This is a genomic window from Jatrophihabitans sp., from assembly GCF_036000465.1.
Classification (GTDB): domain Bacteria; phylum Actinomycetota; class Actinomycetes; order Mycobacteriales; family Jatrophihabitantaceae; genus Jatrophihabitans.
This window is the reverse complement of record NZ_DASYFV010000032.1, coordinates 17,755-34,283: the sequence shown is the minus strand read 5'-3', so window position 1 is coordinate 34,283 and position 16,529 is coordinate 17,755. Positions and strand designations below refer to the sequence as shown.

Below are 16,529 nucleotides of genomic sequence, written 5' to 3'. Positions count from 1 at the left end.
ACTGTTGCATCGACCCACCCGGCATGGAATACACTCGGACACGAAGGGGCGAGCGGCACATCCCTCCCGTGCCGCCGCCCCTTCGTCATGTCCTGATCACCGCCCCGTGTCTCGCCCGGAGCGGATCTGCGTCACACTGCTCGTCACTGCAGAGCGGAACCGTCGGCGCCACCCACCGCGAAGTTCTTCTCGAGGCGACGGAAGGACGGGTCACGGTGGCCAGACGCAAGATCGCGGTGGTCGGCAGCGGTGTGGCCGGCCTGACGGCGGCGCACGTGCTGCAGCGCGAGGCCGACGTCACGCTCTACGAGGCCGACGCACGGCTCGGCGGTCACGCCGACACCCACGACGTACCGGTGGACGGTGGTCATGCCCTCGCGGTCGACACCGGCTTCATCGTCCACAACAAGCGCACCTATCCGACCCTGCTGCGCCTGTTCGCCGAACTCGGCGTCAGCACGCAGGAGTCGGACATGAGCATGTCGATCGCGTGCAGCGGCTGCGGTCTGGAGTATGCAGGCGGTCGGGGCCTGTCCGGCCTGCTGCCCTCGGCCCGGACGGTCTCGAACCCGAGATACCTGCGCATGCTCACCCAGGTGCGCCGCTTCCACCGCCGCGCCCAGCAGCTGCTCGACTCCGACAGCGACGACCGCACGCTGTCGCAGTTCCTGCGCGACAACTCCTTCTCGCCCTACTTCGAGCAGCACTTCGTGACCCCGCTGGTGTCCGCGGTGTGGTCCACCGCGCCGAGCCAGGCGGGGGAGTACCCGGCGCGCTACCTGTTCTCCTTCCTCCAGAACCACGGCATGCTCCAGGTGACCGGCTCGCCGGTCTGGTACACGGTCGTCGGCGGGTCGGCTCGGTACGTCGAGCGGGTGGCCAAGGGGCTCTCCGCCGTGCAGACGTCCGCCCCGGTGCGGTCGGTGCGCCGCAGAGCCGATGGGCTCGAGATCCGCGCGGACGACGATTCGGCCGAGCACTACGACGGCGCCGTCATCGCGACGCATCCGCACCAGGCGTTGGCGATGCTCGCCGAACCCACCTCACCGGAGCGCGAAGTGCTCGGGGCGATCGACTACACGGTCAACCCGACGCTGCTGCACACCGACGTGTCGGTGCTGCCCACAGCCCGCCGCGCCCAGGCGTCGTGGAACTACGTGATGAACTCCTGCGACGCGCGCCCGGACGCGGTCCAAGTGAGCTACAACATGAACCGCCTGCAGCGCCTGGACGAGCTGGGCGCACAGCGCACCTACGTCGTCACCCTCAACGGTGAGCAACATGTCGATCCGGCGACCGTGATCGACCGGATGAGCTACGAGCACCCGGTGTACACGACCGAGTCGGTCACCGCCCGCACCCGGCTGGCCGAGCTCAACGACGGCGTCCTCGGCTTCGCCGGCGCCTACCACGGCTGGGGATTCCACGAGGACGGCGCGCGGTCGGGCGTCGACGCGGCCGCAAGCCTCGGCGCGAGTTGGTGACCGTGTCCGCGCGGCTGTACGAGATCGAGATCGCGCACGTGCGCTCGTCACCGGTGCGCCACGAGGTCCGGCACCGCAGCTACCAGTGGTTCGTCGATCTCGACGACCTGCCCCGTCTGCCGCGCGGGCTGCGCTGGCTCGCCCGCTTCGAGGCGCGCGACCATCTCGGCGATCCCGGGCGGTCGCTGCGCGAGAACGTCGATGCCTACCTCGCCGAGAACGGCATCGACCTGCGAGGCGGGCGGATCACCATGCTGGCCAACGCACGCAGCGCCGGGTACGTGTTCAATCCGCTCACGCTGTTCTGGTGCCACGACCCGTCCGGCGCGGTGGTGTGCGTCGTCGCCGAGGTGCACAACACCTACAGCCAGCGCCATCGCTACCTCTTGCGCACGGACGACGCGGGGCGCGCCGACACCGAGAAGCAGTTCTACGTCTCGCCCTTCTACCCGGTCGACGGTTCGTACCGGATGAGCCTGCCCGAGCCGGCCGACCGGCTCGCGCTCACCGTCACGATGCACCGGCCGGGGGAGCGCCCGTTCGTCGCCTCGGTGCGCGGGGTGGCCGTGCCGGCCGACACGCGCACCGTCGTCGCCGCGGCGTTGCGTCGCCCGCTCGAGACCTGGGTCGTGCGCGCACTCATCACCGTTCATGGAATCCGCTTGTGGCGTAAGGGATTGCCCATCCAGCCACGCCCCGAACATCCGTCCGGCCGGGAGGTCACCGTGTCCAGCTCCGTCGCGAACCGTCTTGCCGATCTCGTCCGCGACGCGGTCGGCATCGAGCTGCCCGTCCGCCTGCGCGCCTGGGACGGCAGCGAGGCCGGGCCGAAGGACGGGCCGGTGCTGGTGATCCGCTCACGCCGCGCGCTGCGCCGCCTGCTGTGGGCGCCCGGGGAGCTCGGGCTCGCACGCGCGTACGTCACCGGTGAGATCGACGTCGACGGTGACCTCGCCGACGGGTTCCGCCGTGCGTGGACGCTCGCGCGCCGCCGGCCGACGACGGGTATCGCATTGTCGACCGGCGGCAAGGTCAAGGCCGCGGTGACCGTCGCCCGGCTCGGCGCGATCGGGGTGCCGCCGAAGCCGCCCGCCACCGAGGCCCGCCTGACCGGACGGTTGCACACCCGCCTGCGCGACCGGGCCGCGATCTCGCACCACTACGACCTGTCCAACGACTTCTACGAGCTGCTGCTCGACGAGACGATGGCCTACTCCTCGGCCTACTTCACCGATCCGCAGCTGTCGCTGGTCGACGCGCAGCGCGCGAAGCTCGACCTGATCTGCCGCAAGCTCGACCTGAAGCCGGGCATGCGCCTGCTGGACGTCGGGTGCGGCTGGGGCTCGCTCATCCTGCATGCCGCCGAGCACTACGGCGTGCACGCCACCGGCATCACCCTGTCGGCGCAGCAGCGCGACCACATCGTCAAGCTGATTGCCGATCGCGGGCTCTCCGACCGCGTCGAGGTGCGCCTGCAGGACTACCGGGAGTTCGGTGACACCGGCGAGACGTTCGACGCCGTCAGCTCGATCGAGATGGGCGAGCACGTCGGCGAGGGCCAGTACCCCGTCTACGCCGGCATCCTGTTCGGTGCGCTGAAGCCGACCGGACGCCTGCTGCTGCAGCAGATGTCGCGCCACCTCGGCACGGCGCCGGGCGGTGGCGCGTTCATCGAGTCCTACATCGCGCCCGACATGCACATGCGCCCGCTCTCGCGCACGCTGGAGCACCTGCAGAACGCCGGCTTCGAGATCCGCGACGTCGAGGCGATGCGCGAGCACTACGTCACTACCGTCAAGGACTGGCTCGACACCTTCGAGGCCAGGTGGGACGAGTTCGTCGCGCTGCAGAACGAGGAGGTCGCGCGCGTCTGGCGGCTCTACCTCGTCGGCGGCATGCTCACCTTCGAGGAGGGACGCATGGGGGTCGACCAGTTCCTCTGCGTCAAGGCCACCGACGACGGTGTCAGCGGCATGCCCGCCACCCGTCCCTGGACCGCGGATAACGTCAAGGGATGAACTTCGACGGGTCGGCCTTCGCCGGCACCCTGGCCTGGGCCGGCGGGGCACTCGCCGTCGTCCTGCTCGCCACCTTCGTGGCCAGCAAGATCGCCGGCAAGCACAGCGTCATCGACACGACGTGGGGGCTGCTCTTCGTCACCGTTGCGATCGTGGTGTTCGTCCGATCGTCCGGGCACACCGATCCGCTACGGCGCTGGCTGCTGCTGGTCCTGCCGCTGCTGTGGGGGCTGCGCCTCGCCTGGCACATCGGCCGGCGCTCGATCGGCAAGGCCGAGGACCCGCGCTACGACCAGCTGCTGGCCAAGGCCAAGGGCAACCCTGACCTGTACGCCCTGCGTTCGATCTACCTGCTCCAGGGCCTGCTCGCGTTCGTCATCGCCGCCCCGATCCTGGTCGGCGGCTTCGAGGACAAGCCGGTGCGCGTACTGGCCTGGGTCGGTGTCGTCGTCTGGGCGGTCGGGGTGTTCTTCGAGGCCACCGGCGACGCCCAGATGGAACGCTTCCGCGGCGACCCGGCCAACAAGGGCAAGGTCATCGACGTCGGCCTGTGGCGCTACACCCGGCACCCGAACTACTTCGGCGACGCCTGCGTGTGGTGGGGCATCTTCCTCGTCGCCGCCGACTCGCTGCCCGGCGTCGTCACCGTCTTCGCGCCGGTCACCATGACGCTGCTGCTGACCAAGGGGTCGGGCGCGCGCATCCTCGAGCGGCACATGAGCAAGCGGGACGGGTGGACCGAGTACGCCGCCCGCACCAGCATGTTCTTCCCGCTGCCCCCGAAGAAGCGCCCCTCCGCCTGACCCGTCAGCCCTGCTCGATCTCGGACCAGCCTGATCGCGGCCGAAGACCGGCGGACCGCCTGCCGCGTCCTCGAGGAGGCCCGGGCACCGAGTCCGCGCTGCGGGCGACCGATCACGTCGCCCGTGGTGGTGGGGCGTGCGACCGTTCGGTGAGCTGCTCGATGCCGTGGTCCAGGTCGCGGGCACGGCCCGATACGAGGACGCGCTGCCTCGAAGCCGGACTCTCCGACGCTGTGTCGCCAGACGACCGACGACCTTGTCACCACTCGAGGGACGGGCGCGGCGCAGGCGACAGTTCAGCGGGCGTCAGCCGTAGGTGCCGCGCAGCACGCTGATGCCGCTGTACCTCGTCTGGTCGATGCTCTGCACGCTGACCTCGATCGCCTTGTAGTGCGACATCACGTTGCTGCTCACCGGCAGCACGGCCGTGTTGTCGCTGCCCACGAAGCCGACCGACTGCATGTCGGTGCGGGCCAGGTTGGTCAGCCACACCTCGTAGACGTGCTGCTTGTCGAGATGGGGCAGGCTCGCGGCGTCGAGCTTCATCTTCGAGTCGCCGATGAGGGTGACCGTGGCGGGCTTGTGGCCGACCCCGAACGCGGCGAGAGCGACCTGGCGGGTGACGACCTGGGACGAGCCGCCGTCGCTGGTGAGCGCGTAGGTCACGCCGCCGGCCCCGGCGAGCACGGCCGCGGCGGCGGCGACGGCCAGCAGGCGCCGGCGACGCGGGGCCGTGGCGGCGACGTGGGTCTTCCGGGCTGCCTCGGTGCGCACCTGGGCGAACATCGTGCTCATGTCCGGAAGGGGCGTGGCGTCGGTCGCGCTGTCAGGGTCCTCGTCGGACAGCACCTCCGAGTCGCGGGCGACGATCTCGGGCGCGAACCGCTGGGCCGAGGTGAGCGACGCGTGGGCGACGACGGCGGAGACGAGCTCCTGCTGGCAGTCGGGGCACACGCGGAGATGGGCCGACGCGGCGAGTACGACGTCGCGCGTGGCCTCTCCGGTCAGCAGACGAGGCAGCTCGTCCGAGATGTGCGTGTTCATCGGGTCCCCCGTGAATTCTCCAACAGTCCGGAAAGCCGCTGCAGTCCGCGGGCCGTGCGGGTCTTCACCGTGCCGAGCGGTATGTCGAGGGCGGCGGCGATCTCCGTCTGCGTGTAGCCCTCGAAGTAGGCCAGCTCGATCACGTCGCGCTGCAGTTCGGGCAGCAGGTCGAGCGCGCCGCGCACCTCGTCGGCCCACACCAGGCGTTCGGCGACCTCGCGGCCGTCGTCGCCGGTGATCTCGCGCATGGAGTCCAGCGGGACGACGACGTCGCGCCGCTTGCGCAGGTGGTCGATGGCCCGCTTGCGGGCGATGCCGAGCACCCAGCCGCGCAGCGACTGGCCGGGATCGAACCGTTCGTGAACGCGCCAGACCTCGTAGAAGACGCGCTGCATGACGTCCTCGATGTCCGGCTGCGGAACATACCGGCTCAGATAGGACATCACGAGGGGCCCGAGGGTGCGGTAGGCCTCTTCCAGGGCCTCCGGCTCGCCCCGGTTGAGGCGTTCACCGATCTCGGCGAGTGCTGACTCCACGTTCACCTGTTCGTCGTCCGCCTGCTCGTCGGTTCCATCGGGCTAGCCCCGGGTGATGCGGCCGGCGACCTCGCCCAGGGTGATGTCGCCGGCATGGGCGGAGACGACCACCTCGTCGCCGTCCTCGAGCCAGGTGCGGCTCGTGCCGTCACCGAGTTCTATCGGCTCGGCACCGTTCCAGGTGAGCTCGAGCAGGCAGCCGCGCTGCCCGCGTGCGGGCCCGCTGACCGTCCCGGAGGCGAACACGTCACCGGTCCGGACGGCCGCGCCGTTCGAGGTGAGGTGGGCCAGCATCTGGGCGTAGGACCAGTACATCGAGCCGAACTCGGGCCGGGCCACCACCTGCCCGTTGATGCTGACCGCGAGGTCGAGACGCAGCCCGTGTGCCCCGGTCTCGCGCAGGTGTGGCAGCGGCTCGGGGTCCTGCGGGACGCGCGTGCGCGCGGCCGCGAGCGCCTCGAGCGGGGTGATCCAGGCGGCAAGCGAGGTGGCGAACGACTTGCCGAGGAACGGCCCGAGCGGCGCGGACTCGAAGGCCTGGATGTCGCGGGCCGACCAGTCGTTGAGCAGGCAGACGCCGAACACGTGCTCGTCGGCCTCGGCCACCGCGATCCGGGTGCCCGGCGGGCCGACCACGAACGCGACCTCGGCCTCGAGGTCGAGGCGTCGGGTCGGGGCGAATCCGATCGGGCCGTCGTCGCCGGGGAACTGGCCCGACGGCCGCGCGATGTCGGTGCCCGAGACCACGACGCTGCCGGCGCGGCCGTCGTAGCCGATCGGCTGGTGCCGCCAGTTCGCCGACAGCGGGTCGGTGTTGCCCGGCCGGAAGATGCGCCCGCAGTTGGCCGCGTGGTGCTCGGAGGCGAAGAAGTCGACGTAGTCGCCGATGGCGAACGGGAGCACCGGCGTGACGTCGGCGAGCGGTACGAGCGGGTGACGGTCGGCGGTGAGCGTGTCGACGACCTCGGCCCGCACGCGGCTCCACGTGGCGGGGCCGGCGGCGAGGAACCGGTCGAGCCCACCGGCGGCGAACAGGTCGGCGTCGACGCGGGCGAGCTCGAGCACCGCGTCGCCGAAGCGCACGGCGGCGAAGCGGCGCCCGTCCGGGCCGACGACCGACCCGTAGGGCAGGTTGCCGATGCCCCACCCCATCAGCGGGTCCAGCTCATGTCCGGTTCCAGCTCCACGCGTACTTGCCGTCGTCGCTCGCCCGACCGCCCTCACCGAGCCGGAGCGGACGGAAGGTGTCGACCATGACCGCGAGCTCGTCGAAGAACTCGACGCCGATCGAACGCTCGTACGCGCCGGGCTGCGGGCCGTGCGAATGGCCGCCCGGGTGCAGGCTGATCGACCCCTGGCCGATGCCCGATCCCTTACGCGCCTCGTAGTCGCCGCCGCAGTAGAACATCACCTCGTCGGAGTCGACGTTGGAGTGGTAGTACGGCACCGGGATCGACAGAGGGTGGTAGTCGACCTTGCGCGGCACGAAGTTGCAGATGACGAAGTTGTTGCCCTCGAACACCTGGTGCACCGGCGGCGGCTGGTGCACGCGCCCGGTGATCGGCTCGAAGTCGGCGACGTTGAAGCGGTAGGGGTAGAGGCAGCCGTCCCAGCCGACGACGTCGAACGGATGGTGCGGCACGACGTGCACCGACCCGGCCAGCCCGGACGGTCCGCCGCCGCGGTGCTTCACGTAGACCTCGGCCTCGCCCTCGGCGAGTAGCGGCTCGCCGGGGCCGTGGAGGTCCCGTTCGCAGAACGGCGCGTGTTCGAGCAGCTGGCCGAACCTCGACAGGTACCGGCGGGCCGGCGTGATGTGCGAGTTCGCCTCGATGCAGTAGGCCCGCACCGGCTCGTCGCCGGTCGGGAGCCAGCGGTGCGTGGTGGCGCGGGGGATCAGCACGTAGTCGCCGGCGACAGCCTCGAGCGCCCCGAAGACGGTCTCGATCGTCGCCGACCCCGACTCGAGGTAGACGCACTCGTCGCCGACGGCGTTGCGGTAGAGCGGCGAGGGGTCCTGGGCGACGGCGTAGCTGATGCGCACGTCGTCGTTGCCCAGCACGAGCCGCCGGCCCGTGACGACGTCGACGCCCTCACCGGTCTGGAACAGCGAGTGCAGCTTCAGGTGGCGCGGCAGCAGCGGGTCGTTCGGGGTCGTCGCCTGGTCGGGCAGCGCCCACGGCCGGGCGTCGCTCAGGGCCGACGGGATCTCCCGGTGGTAGAGCAGCGACGAGTCGGAGGAGAAGCCCTCCTCGCCCATCAGCTCCTCGAAGTAGAGCCGTCCGTCGGGGGAGCGGTGCTGCGTGTGCCGCTTCGGCGGGATGTCACCGCGGTGCTGGTAGTAGGCCACGGCAGCAGCCTTTCACGATCGTCCGGCTGCGGTAAGCGTTACCGCTTCTCGAGCGGCACGAACGCGCGCTGGGTCTCGCCGATGTAGAGCTGGCGCGGGCGGCCGATGCGGGTCGACGGGTCGTTGATCATCTCGTGCCACTGCGCGATCCAGCCGGGCAGCCGGCCGATGGCGAACAGCACCGTGAACATCTTGGTCGGGAAGCCCATGGCCCGGTAGATCAGGCCGGTGTAGAAGTCGACGTTCGGGTAGAGCTTGCGCTCGACGAAGTAGTCGTCGGAGAGCGCGTGGCCCTCGAGCTCCAGGGCGATGTCGAGCAGGTCGTCTCGCTTGCCCATGGCCGACAGCACCTCGTCGGCCGACTTCTTCACGATCGCGGCGCGGGGGTCGTAGTTCTTGTAGACGCGGTGCCCGAAGCCCATGAGCTTGACACCGTCCTCCTTGTTCTTGACCTTCTGGACGAAGGCCGAGACGTCGCCGCCGTCGGCCTTGATCTTCTGCAGCATCTCGAGCACCGACTGGTTGGCGCCACCGTGCAGCGGACCGAACAGCGCGTTGATGCCGGCCGAGACCGACGCGAAGAGGTTGGCCTGCGACGAGCCGACGAGGCGCACCGTCGAGGTCGAGCAGTTCTGCTCGTGGTCGGCGTGCAGGATGAACAGCCGGTCGAGGGCGCGGGCGACGGCCGGGTCGACCTCGTAGGGCTCGGCCGGGAAGCCGAACGTCATGCGCAGGAAGTTCTCGACGAAGCCGAGCGAGTTGTCCGGGTAGAGGAACGGCTGCCCGACACTCTTCTTGTAGGCGTAGGCGGCGATCGTCGGCAGCTTGGCCAGCAGCCGGTAGGTGGAGAGCTGGAAGTCCTCCTTGTCGAAGGGGTCCAGGAAGTCCTGGTAGAACGTCGACAGCGCCGACACGGCCGACGACAGCACCGGCATAGGATGCGCGTCGCTCGGGAAGCCGTCGAAGAAGCGCTTCATGTCCTCGTGCAGCAGCGTGTGTCGCCGGATGTTGTCCTCGAACCGGTTCAGCTCGTCGGACGTCGGCAGTTCGCCGTGGATGAGCAGGTAGCTGACCTCGAGGAACGTCGAGTTCTCGGCCAACTCGTCGATCGGGTAGCCGCGGTAGCGCAGGATGCCGGCGTCGCCGTCGATGTAGGTGATGGCCGACGAGCACGAGGCCGTGTTCGCGAAGCCCGGGTCGTAGGTGACCAGATCGGTGCTCGAGAGCAGCTTGCTGATCTCGGCGCCGGAGGAGCCCTCGGTCGCGGCGTGGATGGGGAGCGTCAGCGCGTCCTTGCCCGGGGCGGTCAGAACAGCGGCGTCGGACTTCTCGGCGTCGGGCATTCGTGGTCCTCTCTCGACCGGACGGTGACTCGAACCCTAGTAGCGGGAACGCCGCCGCTCATCCGGAAGCGGCGGTCAGGTTCTGCAGTCGCACCTCGCCGCGGGCGACCGTGCGATCGTCGCTGTCGGTGACCTCGACGAGCCACAGCTGCTGGCTGCGGCCGCGGTGGATCGGAGTGGCCGTGGCGACCAGGCGGCCTTCGCGCACCGCTCGCAGGAAGTTCGTGTGGTTGGCCGCACCGACGACCTGGCCCCGCTCGCCGAACCAGAGCGCGGCGCCGATGCTGGCACTGGCCTCGACGGCGGAGCAGTACACGCCGCCATGCACGATGCCGTAGGGCTGCAGGTGCTGCTCGCCCACGGTCCAGCTCATGACGACGCGGTCGGGCGTGGCCTCGTCCAGGCTGAAGCCGAGTGTCTTGTTCAGGCCGTTGTCGGTGATTCCCTCGAGCACGGTGCGACGGTAGCGCGGCCCGGCCGGGGCGCCGGGGCCGGGGCGATCCGGCGTGATCGACGGATCATCCACCGGTGCGCTGCAACGCCAGCCGGGCCACGGCCGCGGCGTCCCGGGCGACATTCGCCGCCGAGACCACCGCCCGGTCGATGGTGACGGCGACGGTGCGCTGGCCCGAAGCGACGACGAGCAGCGGCAGCGTGTAGCCGGGGCCGGAGCCGCCGGTGAGCAGGCGGCCCGCCTCGCCGGCCACGGTGACGTCGGCCGCGGTCGCGCCGTGGGCGGTGTAGTCGTCGACGGTGGCCGGGATGCGCTTGGCCGCCTGCGCCGCCGTGCGGTAGAGGCTGACGCCGATCTCGACCTCGGCCTTGTCGCCGGTGACGCCGTAGCGGCAGTTGAGGTAGCCGATGCGGCCGATGTCGGGTTCCGGCTGCCCGACCACGAAGACGTCCTTGCCCCTGAACTGCTGGCCGCCGAGCGCCTGCGAGACGAGGAAGTCCGTCAGCAGGGTGTCGCACGGTCCGGGCAGGCGGGTCAGCCGGGTCGGCACCGCCCGCGTCGGGGACGCCGGCCGGGTGGCCACGGGTACCGTGCTGCTGCTCGGGGCGTCGACGGTCACCGTGCGGACCCGTCCGGGGCGCGAGGACCCGCACCCCGCCGCGAGGACGGCAAGCAGGCCGAGCACGGCGAGTCGAGCGGGTGGCACATGATCGACTTTAAGCGGCCTGCAGCCCGGATGACCAGAGGCGGACGGCTTGTCGTGCGGTCAGCGGGGGCTGACCTCGCCCATCTCGCCCCAACCGGTGGCGTCGGAGCTGTTGACGTGGATGATCTGCGGGCGCTCGGCCACCCAGTCAGGCGTCCATTCGAGCACCGTCCTGAAGTGCTCGGTGGCCACGTGGGCCTCGCCCGCGGCGGAGTCACGGAAGCCCTCGACGAGGACGAAGGTGTCGGGTTCGTCGACGCTGCGGGACCACTCGAAGAACAGGTTGCCCTCCTCGGCCCGCACGGCCTGGGTGAACGGGTCGATCGCGTCCAACCAGCCGTCGACCTTCTCGGGCCGGATCTTCCACTTCACGACGATGAGGATCATGCGGGCATCCTTCCCGATCAGGCGCTCGCCCGGGGGCGGGTCGTCGGGTTCGCCGCGTCGGACCGGTCGCGGCTGAAGGTCAACACGCCGTCGTCGATGGGCGAGCGGCGCAGCATCGGGACGTCGCGCAGGTAGCTGTGGGTCAGCCGCCAGGGGCCGGCGACGCCCTGGCGCGGCAGCTGGGCCTCCCCGCGCTTGACGTAGCCGGAGGACAGCGCGCCGAGCATCGAGCCCTCCTCGCGGTCGGCCTCGGTCGTGCGAGCGACGACCTGCGTGTAGCCGTGCTCGTCCATATGGTTGAGCAGCCGGCACACGTAGTGGGCCGCGAGGTCGGCCTTGAGGGTCCACGACGCGTTGATGTAGCCGAAGACGATCGCCGCGTTCGGCACGCCGTCGAGCAGCACGCCCTTGTAGGTGGCGCCCTGGCTCGGGGTGATCGGCTCGCCGTCGACCTCGACGGTGGTGCCGCCGAGCAGCTGCACGGTGAGGCCGGTGGCGGTGACGATGATGTCGGCGTCGAGCGTCTCGCCGGAGTCGAGCCGGATGCCGGTCTCGGTGAACGACGCGATGGTGTCGGTGACGATGTCGGCCTTGCCCTCGCGGATGACCCGGAAGAGGTCGCCGTCGGGCACGATGCACAGGCGCTGGTCCCACGGGTCGTACTTCGGGGTGAAGTGCTTGATGTCCGCCGCGCCCTTGAGGCTGCGCTCGGCGCCCTTCTGCACGATCGAGCGGACGAGGTTCGGCCTGGCCTTGGCCAGCGCGTAGATCGCTCGCTGCATGCCGATGTTGCGGGCCCGGGACAGCTTGTAGACGACCGACTTCGGCAGCACCTTGCGCATGCCGGCCGAGATCTTGTCCTCGGCCGGGAGCGAGAGGATGTAGCTCGGCGAGCGCTGCAGCATGGTGATGTGCCCCGCGGTGTCGGCCATCGCCGGCACGAGGGTCACCGCGGTGGCGCCGCTGCCGATGATGACGACCTTCTTGCCGGCGTAATCGAGGTCCTCGGGCCAGTGCTGGGGGTGCACGATGCGGCCCTGGAACGCGTCCTCGTTCGGGAACTCGGGGCGGTAGCCGTTGTCGTAGTCGTAGTAGCCGGTGCACGGCATGAAGAAGTCGGCGGTGAAGCGCTGCTGCTCGCCCGTTGCCTCGTCGATCGCGTCGATGGTCCAGCGGGCGGTCTCGGTCGAGAACGACGCCTTCACGACCTTGATGCCGAAGCGGATCCGGTCGGTGACGCCGTACTCGGCGGCGGTGGCCTCGACGTACTCGCGGATCGACGTGCCGTCGGCCAGGATCTGGGTCTCGTGCCAGGGCCGGAACCCGTAGCCGAAGGTGAACATGTCCGAGTCCGAGCGGATGCCGGGGTAGCGGAAGAGGTCCCAGGTGCCGCCGATCGACCGGCGCCGCTCGAGGATCAGGTAGGTCTTGCCGGGGCACTCCATCTTGAGGTGCGCGCCCATGCCGATGCCGGAGATACCGGCCCCGACGATGAGGACGTCGACGTGCTGCTCCGGCATGAGGCCTCCTGGTCGTGGCGGACCAGCCCACCGTACCGAGGGCCCCGGCACCTCACCAGGCCGAAGTTACTTCTGGGTAATCAGCGCCTGGGACGAGACCCCCAGATGCCGCAACAGGTTGGCCGAGAAGCGGTCGCCGGTGCGGGCCATGGTCGACAGCATGACCTTCTCGACCGCGCGGGCGGCGGCCCGCGGCAGCGGCAGGTCGACCGAAAGGGTGAGGCTGATGGCGAGTTCGGTGCCCTTCGCGACGTCGGCCAGCACGTACCAGCCGTCGGCGCCGGTGCGCTCGACCGAGCCGGCCGGGGCGTCGTGGCGGTAGTCGATGCGCTCGCCCTCGACGAAGGTCATGAGCTCGGTGAACGACGGCGCGATGCTGACCCCGAGCGCCGAGATGCTCTTCATGTGCCAGCGCCAGTAGCGGCCGTCGGTCTCGATGCGCTCGAGCAGCGGGGTCAGCTCGGGGAGGACGACCGGATCGGTCAGCACCGCCCAGATGTCCTTGCGCGGAGCAGCGACGACGGCGGTGGACTCGGTCGTGGCGGAGAAACGGTTCACCCAGCAAGCATTCCCACGCCGCGCCCGGCCTACCGACTTCGTGAGCCGGCCGGCGATGATGGACGGGTGACGGCGATCCGGCAGGCGTGGGACGACGCGATCTGCACCCTCGGCGGGACGCCCGACCGAGCGGCCGACGATCTCGTCACCCGCTACGCCGAGCCGCACCGCCGCTATCACACGACCCGGCACGTCGAGGCCGTGCTGGCCGACGCGGACCGGCTCGGGACCGAGCTGGGGCTGACCGCGCGCGACCGCGCCGTCGTCGTGCTCGCCGCCTGCGCGCACGACGTGGTCTACGACGCCCGCCCGGGTGAGGACGAGCGGGCGAGCGCGGCCTGGGCCGTGGCGGCTCTCACTCGCGCCGGGCTAGCGCCGGAGCTCGCGTCCCGGGTGGAGGCGCTGGTGCTGGCGACCCTGACCCACGAAGCGGCGCCGGACGACCTACCGGCCGCAGTGCTGCTGGACGCCGATCTCGCGATCCTGGCCGCGCCACCCGCCGACTACGCCGATTACGTCGCCGGTGTGCGGGCCGAGTACGCGGCCGTCCCGGACGACGCCTGGCGCACCGGTCGCTCGGCGGTGCTCGAAGCCCTGGCGGCCCGGGCCGAGCTGTACGTCACCGCTCCCGCCCGTGCGCGCTGGGAGGCAGCGGCCCGGGCGAACGTGGCCCGCGAATCGGCCGCGCTCGCGCACGGGTGATTCCCGTGGGTCGCTAGGGCGATCCAGGGGTGTCGAGGTCGGAGCGGAAGGGGCCGACGTCGAGGAGCGTGACCACCGGCTCGCCGGCCTCGTCGCTGGCGGCGAGGCCGACGTCGGCGGTGATGCCCCAGTCGTGATCGCCCTCGGGGTCGTCGAAGACCTGGCGCACCCGCCACCAGCCCGCACGCTCGGCGACCCGCAGCAACGCGGGGCTGCGGGCGTCGGCGCCGGTGCCCAGGCGGTCGTAGTCGGTGAAGTAGGCCTCGATCGCGTCCTGCCAGATCTCGGCGTCCCACCCGGCATCGCCGTCCAGCGCGCCCAGCTGGTCGTAGCGACGCAGCGCCGCGAGCTCGACCCGGCGGAACATGGCGTTGCGCACGAGCACGGTGAACGCGCGGACGTTCTGGGTGAGCGACACGGGCACGGTCGGCTCGACGACGCCGTCGGCGCGGGCCGTACCGGTGGTCAGCTGCTCCCACTCGTCGAGCAGGCTGGAGTCGACCTGGCGCACCAGCGCGCCGAGCCATTCGGTGAGGTCGGTCAGTGCCTCGCTCTGGGCCGAGGCCGGCACGCTCGAGCGCAGCGCGCGATACGCGTCGGACAGGTAGCGCAGGACCAGACCCTCGGACCGCGTCAGCCCGTAGAACGACACGTACTCGGTGAAGGTCATCGCGCGCTCCCACATCTCGCGGACGACCGACTTGGGCGAGAGCTGGTCCTCGTTCAGCCAAGGGTGGGTCTGCCGGTAGATCGCGAACGCGCCGTTGAGCAACCCGTCGAGGGGCTTCGGGTGGGTGACGTCGTTGAGCAGCTCCATCCGCTCCTCGTACTCGATGCCCTCGGCCTTCATCGCGGCCACCGCCTCGCCGCGGGCGGCGTGCTCCTGCGCGCGCAGCACCTGGCGCGGGTCCTCGAGCGTCGCCTCGAGCAGCGAGACGACGTCGAGGGCGTAGGTCTCGGCCTCGGGGTCGAGCAGGTCCATCGCGGCCAGAGCGAACGTCGACAGCGGCTGGTTGAGCGCGAAGTTCAGCGGCAGGTCCTCGGTGAGGCGCACCAGCCGGCCGAACTCGTCCGGCTGGTCGAGCCGCTCGACGACGCCGGCGGTCAGCAGCGAGCGGTAGGCCCGGATCGCGTCGCGCACCTGACCGCGGCGGGCCGAGGCCGGCGTGTGGTTGCCCATCACCAGGTTGCGCATGGCCGCGAACGGGTCACCCGGGCGGGCGATGACGTTGAGCACCATCGCCGGCGTCACCGCGAACTGCGGCGTCAGTGCTTCGGGCGGCGCGCTCAGCAGCCGCTGGTGCGTGTTCGGGCTCCACGAGACGAAGCCCTCGGGCGCCTTCTTGCGGACGATGCGCTTGAGCTTCTTGGCGTCGTCGCCCGCCTTGGCCACGAGCTTGGCGTTCTCGACCTCGTGCTCGGGCGCCTGCACGACCACGGTGCCCGCGGTGTCGTACCCGGCGCGTCCGGCGCGTCCGGCGATCTGGTGGAACTCGCGCACCTGCAACTGCCGCTGCCGCTGCCCGTCGTACTTCGACAGCGCGGCGAAGACGACGGTGCGGATCGGCACGTTGATGCCGACACCGAGCGTGTCGGTGCCGCAGATGACCTTGAGCAGCCCGGCCTGGGCCAGCTGCTCGACCAGCCGCCGGTACTTCGGCAGCATGCCCGCGTGGTGCACGCCGATGCCGGCCCGAACGAGGCGCGACAGCACCTTGCCGAAGCCGGCGTTGAACCGGAACTCGCCGATCGCCTCCGCGATGAGGTCACGCTCGGCCCGGGTCGCGACGTTGATGCTGGTCAGCGCCTGCGCGTGTTCGAGCGCGGCGGCCTGGGTGAAGTGGACGACGTAGATGGGCGCCTGGCCGCTGGAGAGCAGGTCGCCGATCGTCTCGTGCAGCGGCGTGACCTCGTAGTAGTGGTGCAGCGGCACCGGCCGCTCGTCGGCCGTCACCGTCGCGGTGTCGCGCCCGGTGCGCCGCGACAGGTCGGCCGACAGCTCGGTCATGTCGCCGAGCGTCGCGGACATCAGCAGGAACTGGGCGCGGTGCATCTCCAGCAGCGGGACCTGCCAGGCCCACCCGCGATCGGGGTCGGCGTAGAAGTGGAACTCGTCCATGACGACGACGCCGAGGTCGCTCGCCGCGCCCGTGCGCAGCGCGATGTTGGCCAGGATCTCGGCGGTGCAGCACAGGATCGGGGCGTCGGCGTTGACCGCCGCGTCGCCGGTCATCATGCCGACGTTCTCGGATCCGAACACCGCACACAGCGCGAAGAACTTCTCGCTGACGAGGGCCTTGATCGGGGCGGTGTAGACCGAGCGGGTGCCGGTCGCGAGAGCGAAGTAGTGCGCCGCGACGGCGACGAGTGACTTGCCGGATCCGGTCGGCGTCGCCAGCACCACGTTGTTGCCGGTGACGAGTTCGAGGATCGCCTCGTCCTGCGCGGGGTAGAGCAGCAGTCCCTGCTGCACCACCCAGCCGGAGAACGCCTCGTACAGCTCGTCCGGATCGGTGGTGTCGCCGGGGACGAGCGTCGCGATGGTGTCCATGTCGACCACCACTCTGCCCTACGGGACAGCGGGCTTGTTGCGGCTCGGCAGCATCCCGGAACCGGGGCGCTCG

15 protein-coding genes are annotated in these 16,529 nt (G+C 70.6%); 4 read left to right on the top strand and 11 right to left on the bottom strand.

Annotation, left to right across the window (positions count from 1 at the left end):
* The first annotated feature begins 215 nt into the window (after positions 1–215).
* Genes VGN18_RS11030 through VGN18_RS11020 form a run of 3 tightly spaced genes read left to right on the top strand, consistent with a single transcriptional unit; the run spans position 216 to position 4,305 of the window.
* A complete protein-coding gene (locus VGN18_RS11030; RefSeq protein WP_327539736.1) occupies positions 216–1,484 on the top strand; it encodes an NAD(P)/FAD-dependent oxidoreductase in 1,269 nt (422 codons plus the stop codon).
* Positions 1,481–3,502, top strand: coding sequence for a DUF1365 family protein (locus VGN18_RS21205; protein WP_327539735.1), 2,022 nt, complete (start codon positions 1,481–1,483; stop codon positions 3,500–3,502). Before VGN18_RS11030 ends, VGN18_RS21205 begins: the two co-directional genes overlap by 4 nt.
* Entirely contained in the window at positions 3,499–4,305 is an 807-nt protein-coding gene (locus tag VGN18_RS11020; protein WP_327539734.1) for a DUF1295 domain-containing protein, read from the top strand. Before VGN18_RS21205 ends, VGN18_RS11020 begins: the two co-directional genes overlap by 4 nt.
* 306 nt (positions 4,306–4,611) lie before the next feature.
* On the opposite strand, the gene VGN18_RS11015 is transcribed toward VGN18_RS11020, so the two are convergent.
* The 10 genes from VGN18_RS11015 to VGN18_RS10970 form a co-directional block, all read right to left on the bottom strand.
* Complete coding sequence (locus VGN18_RS11015) at positions 4,612–5,349, bottom strand: anti-sigma factor domain-containing protein (protein WP_327539733.1); 738 nt, start codon at positions 5,347–5,349, stop codon at positions 4,612–4,614.
* Positions 5,346–5,885 carry an RNA polymerase sigma factor gene (locus VGN18_RS11010; RefSeq protein WP_327539732.1) on the bottom strand — a complete coding sequence of 180 codons (540 nt, stop codon included), beginning with the start codon at positions 5,883–5,885 and terminating at the stop codon, positions 5,346–5,348. The genes VGN18_RS11015 and VGN18_RS11010 overlap by 4 nt, the downstream gene beginning before the upstream one ends.
* A gap of 42 nt (positions 5,886–5,927) precedes the next feature.
* Positions 5,928–7,037, bottom strand: coding sequence for a fumarylacetoacetate hydrolase family protein (locus VGN18_RS11005; protein WP_327539731.1), 1,110 nt, complete (start codon positions 7,035–7,037; stop codon positions 5,928–5,930).
* Positions 7,038–7,050: 13 nt separating this feature from the next.
* Positions 7,051–8,235 (bottom strand): homogentisate 1,2-dioxygenase, encoded by a 1,185-nt coding sequence (locus VGN18_RS11000; RefSeq protein WP_327539730.1) that lies wholly within the window; start codon positions 8,233–8,235, stop codon positions 7,051–7,053.
* Positions 8,236–8,273: 38 nt separating this feature from the next.
* Positions 8,274–9,578, bottom strand: a complete 1,305-nt coding sequence (locus VGN18_RS10995; RefSeq protein WP_327539729.1) for a citrate synthase — start codon at positions 9,576–9,578, stop codon at positions 8,274–8,276.
* 58 nt (positions 9,579–9,636) lie between these two features.
* Positions 9,637–10,032, bottom strand: a complete 396-nt coding sequence (locus VGN18_RS10990) for a PaaI family thioesterase (RefSeq protein WP_327539728.1) — start codon at positions 10,030–10,032, stop codon at positions 9,637–9,639.
* Between the two features lie 64 nt (positions 10,033–10,096).
* Positions 10,097–10,738, bottom strand: coding sequence for a hypothetical protein (locus tag VGN18_RS10985; protein WP_327539727.1), 642 nt, complete (start codon positions 10,736–10,738; stop codon positions 10,097–10,099).
* Positions 10,739–10,798: 60 nt separating this feature from the next.
* Entirely contained in the window at positions 10,799–11,125 is a 327-nt protein-coding gene (locus VGN18_RS10980) for a putative quinol monooxygenase (protein ID WP_327539726.1), read from the bottom strand.
* 17 nt (positions 11,126–11,142) lie between these two features.
* Positions 11,143–12,645 carry an NAD(P)/FAD-dependent oxidoreductase gene (locus tag VGN18_RS10975; protein WP_327539725.1) on the bottom strand — a complete coding sequence of 501 codons (1,503 nt, stop codon included), beginning with the start codon at positions 12,643–12,645 and terminating at the stop codon, positions 11,143–11,145.
* A 66-nt stretch (positions 12,646–12,711) separates the two neighbouring features.
* Positions 12,712–13,203 (bottom strand): hypothetical protein, encoded by a 492-nt coding sequence (locus tag VGN18_RS10970; protein ID WP_327539724.1) that lies wholly within the window; start codon positions 13,201–13,203, stop codon positions 12,712–12,714.
* 75 nt (positions 13,204–13,278) lie between these two features.
* Between VGN18_RS10970 and VGN18_RS10965 the strand changes: the two genes are divergently transcribed.
* Positions 13,279–13,905, top strand: coding sequence for a hypothetical protein (locus VGN18_RS10965; RefSeq protein WP_414655041.1), 627 nt, complete (start codon positions 13,279–13,281; stop codon positions 13,903–13,905).
* Between the two features lie 13 nt (positions 13,906–13,918).
* Here VGN18_RS10965 and VGN18_RS10960 read toward each other — a convergent pair whose 3' ends face one another.
* A complete protein-coding gene (locus VGN18_RS10960; RefSeq protein WP_327539722.1) occupies positions 13,919–16,456 on the bottom strand; it encodes a DEAD/DEAH box helicase in 2,538 nt (845 codons plus the stop codon).
* Between the last annotated feature and the right edge of the window lie 73 nt (positions 16,457–16,529).

Excerpts from the sequence above, each read along its gene's own strand:
- VGN18_RS11020 (WP_327539734.1), top strand. The coding sequence starts at position 3,499 with ATGAACTTCGACGGGTCGGCCTTCGCCGGCACCCTGGCCTGGGCCGGC.
- VGN18_RS11015 (WP_327539733.1), bottom strand. The coding sequence starts at position 5,349 with ATGAACACGCACATCTCGGACGAGCTGCCTCGTCTGCTGACCGGAGAG.
- VGN18_RS11005 (WP_327539731.1), bottom strand. The coding sequence starts at position 7,037 with ATGGGGTGGGGCATCGGCAACCTGCCCTACGGGTCGGTCGTCGGCCCG.
- VGN18_RS10995 (WP_327539729.1), bottom strand. The coding sequence starts at position 9,578 with ATGCCCGACGCCGAGAAGTCCGACGCCGCTGTTCTGACCGCCCCGGGC.
- VGN18_RS10980 (WP_327539726.1), bottom strand. The coding sequence starts at position 11,125 with ATGATCCTCATCGTCGTGAAGTGGAAGATCCGGCCCGAGAAGGTCGAC.
- VGN18_RS10975 (WP_327539725.1), bottom strand. The coding sequence starts at position 12,645 with ATGCCGGAGCAGCACGTCGACGTCCTCATCGTCGGGGCCGGTATCTCC.
- VGN18_RS10960 (WP_327539722.1), bottom strand. The coding sequence starts at position 16,456 with ATGGACACCATCGCGACGCTCGTCCCCGGCGACACCACCGATCCGGAC.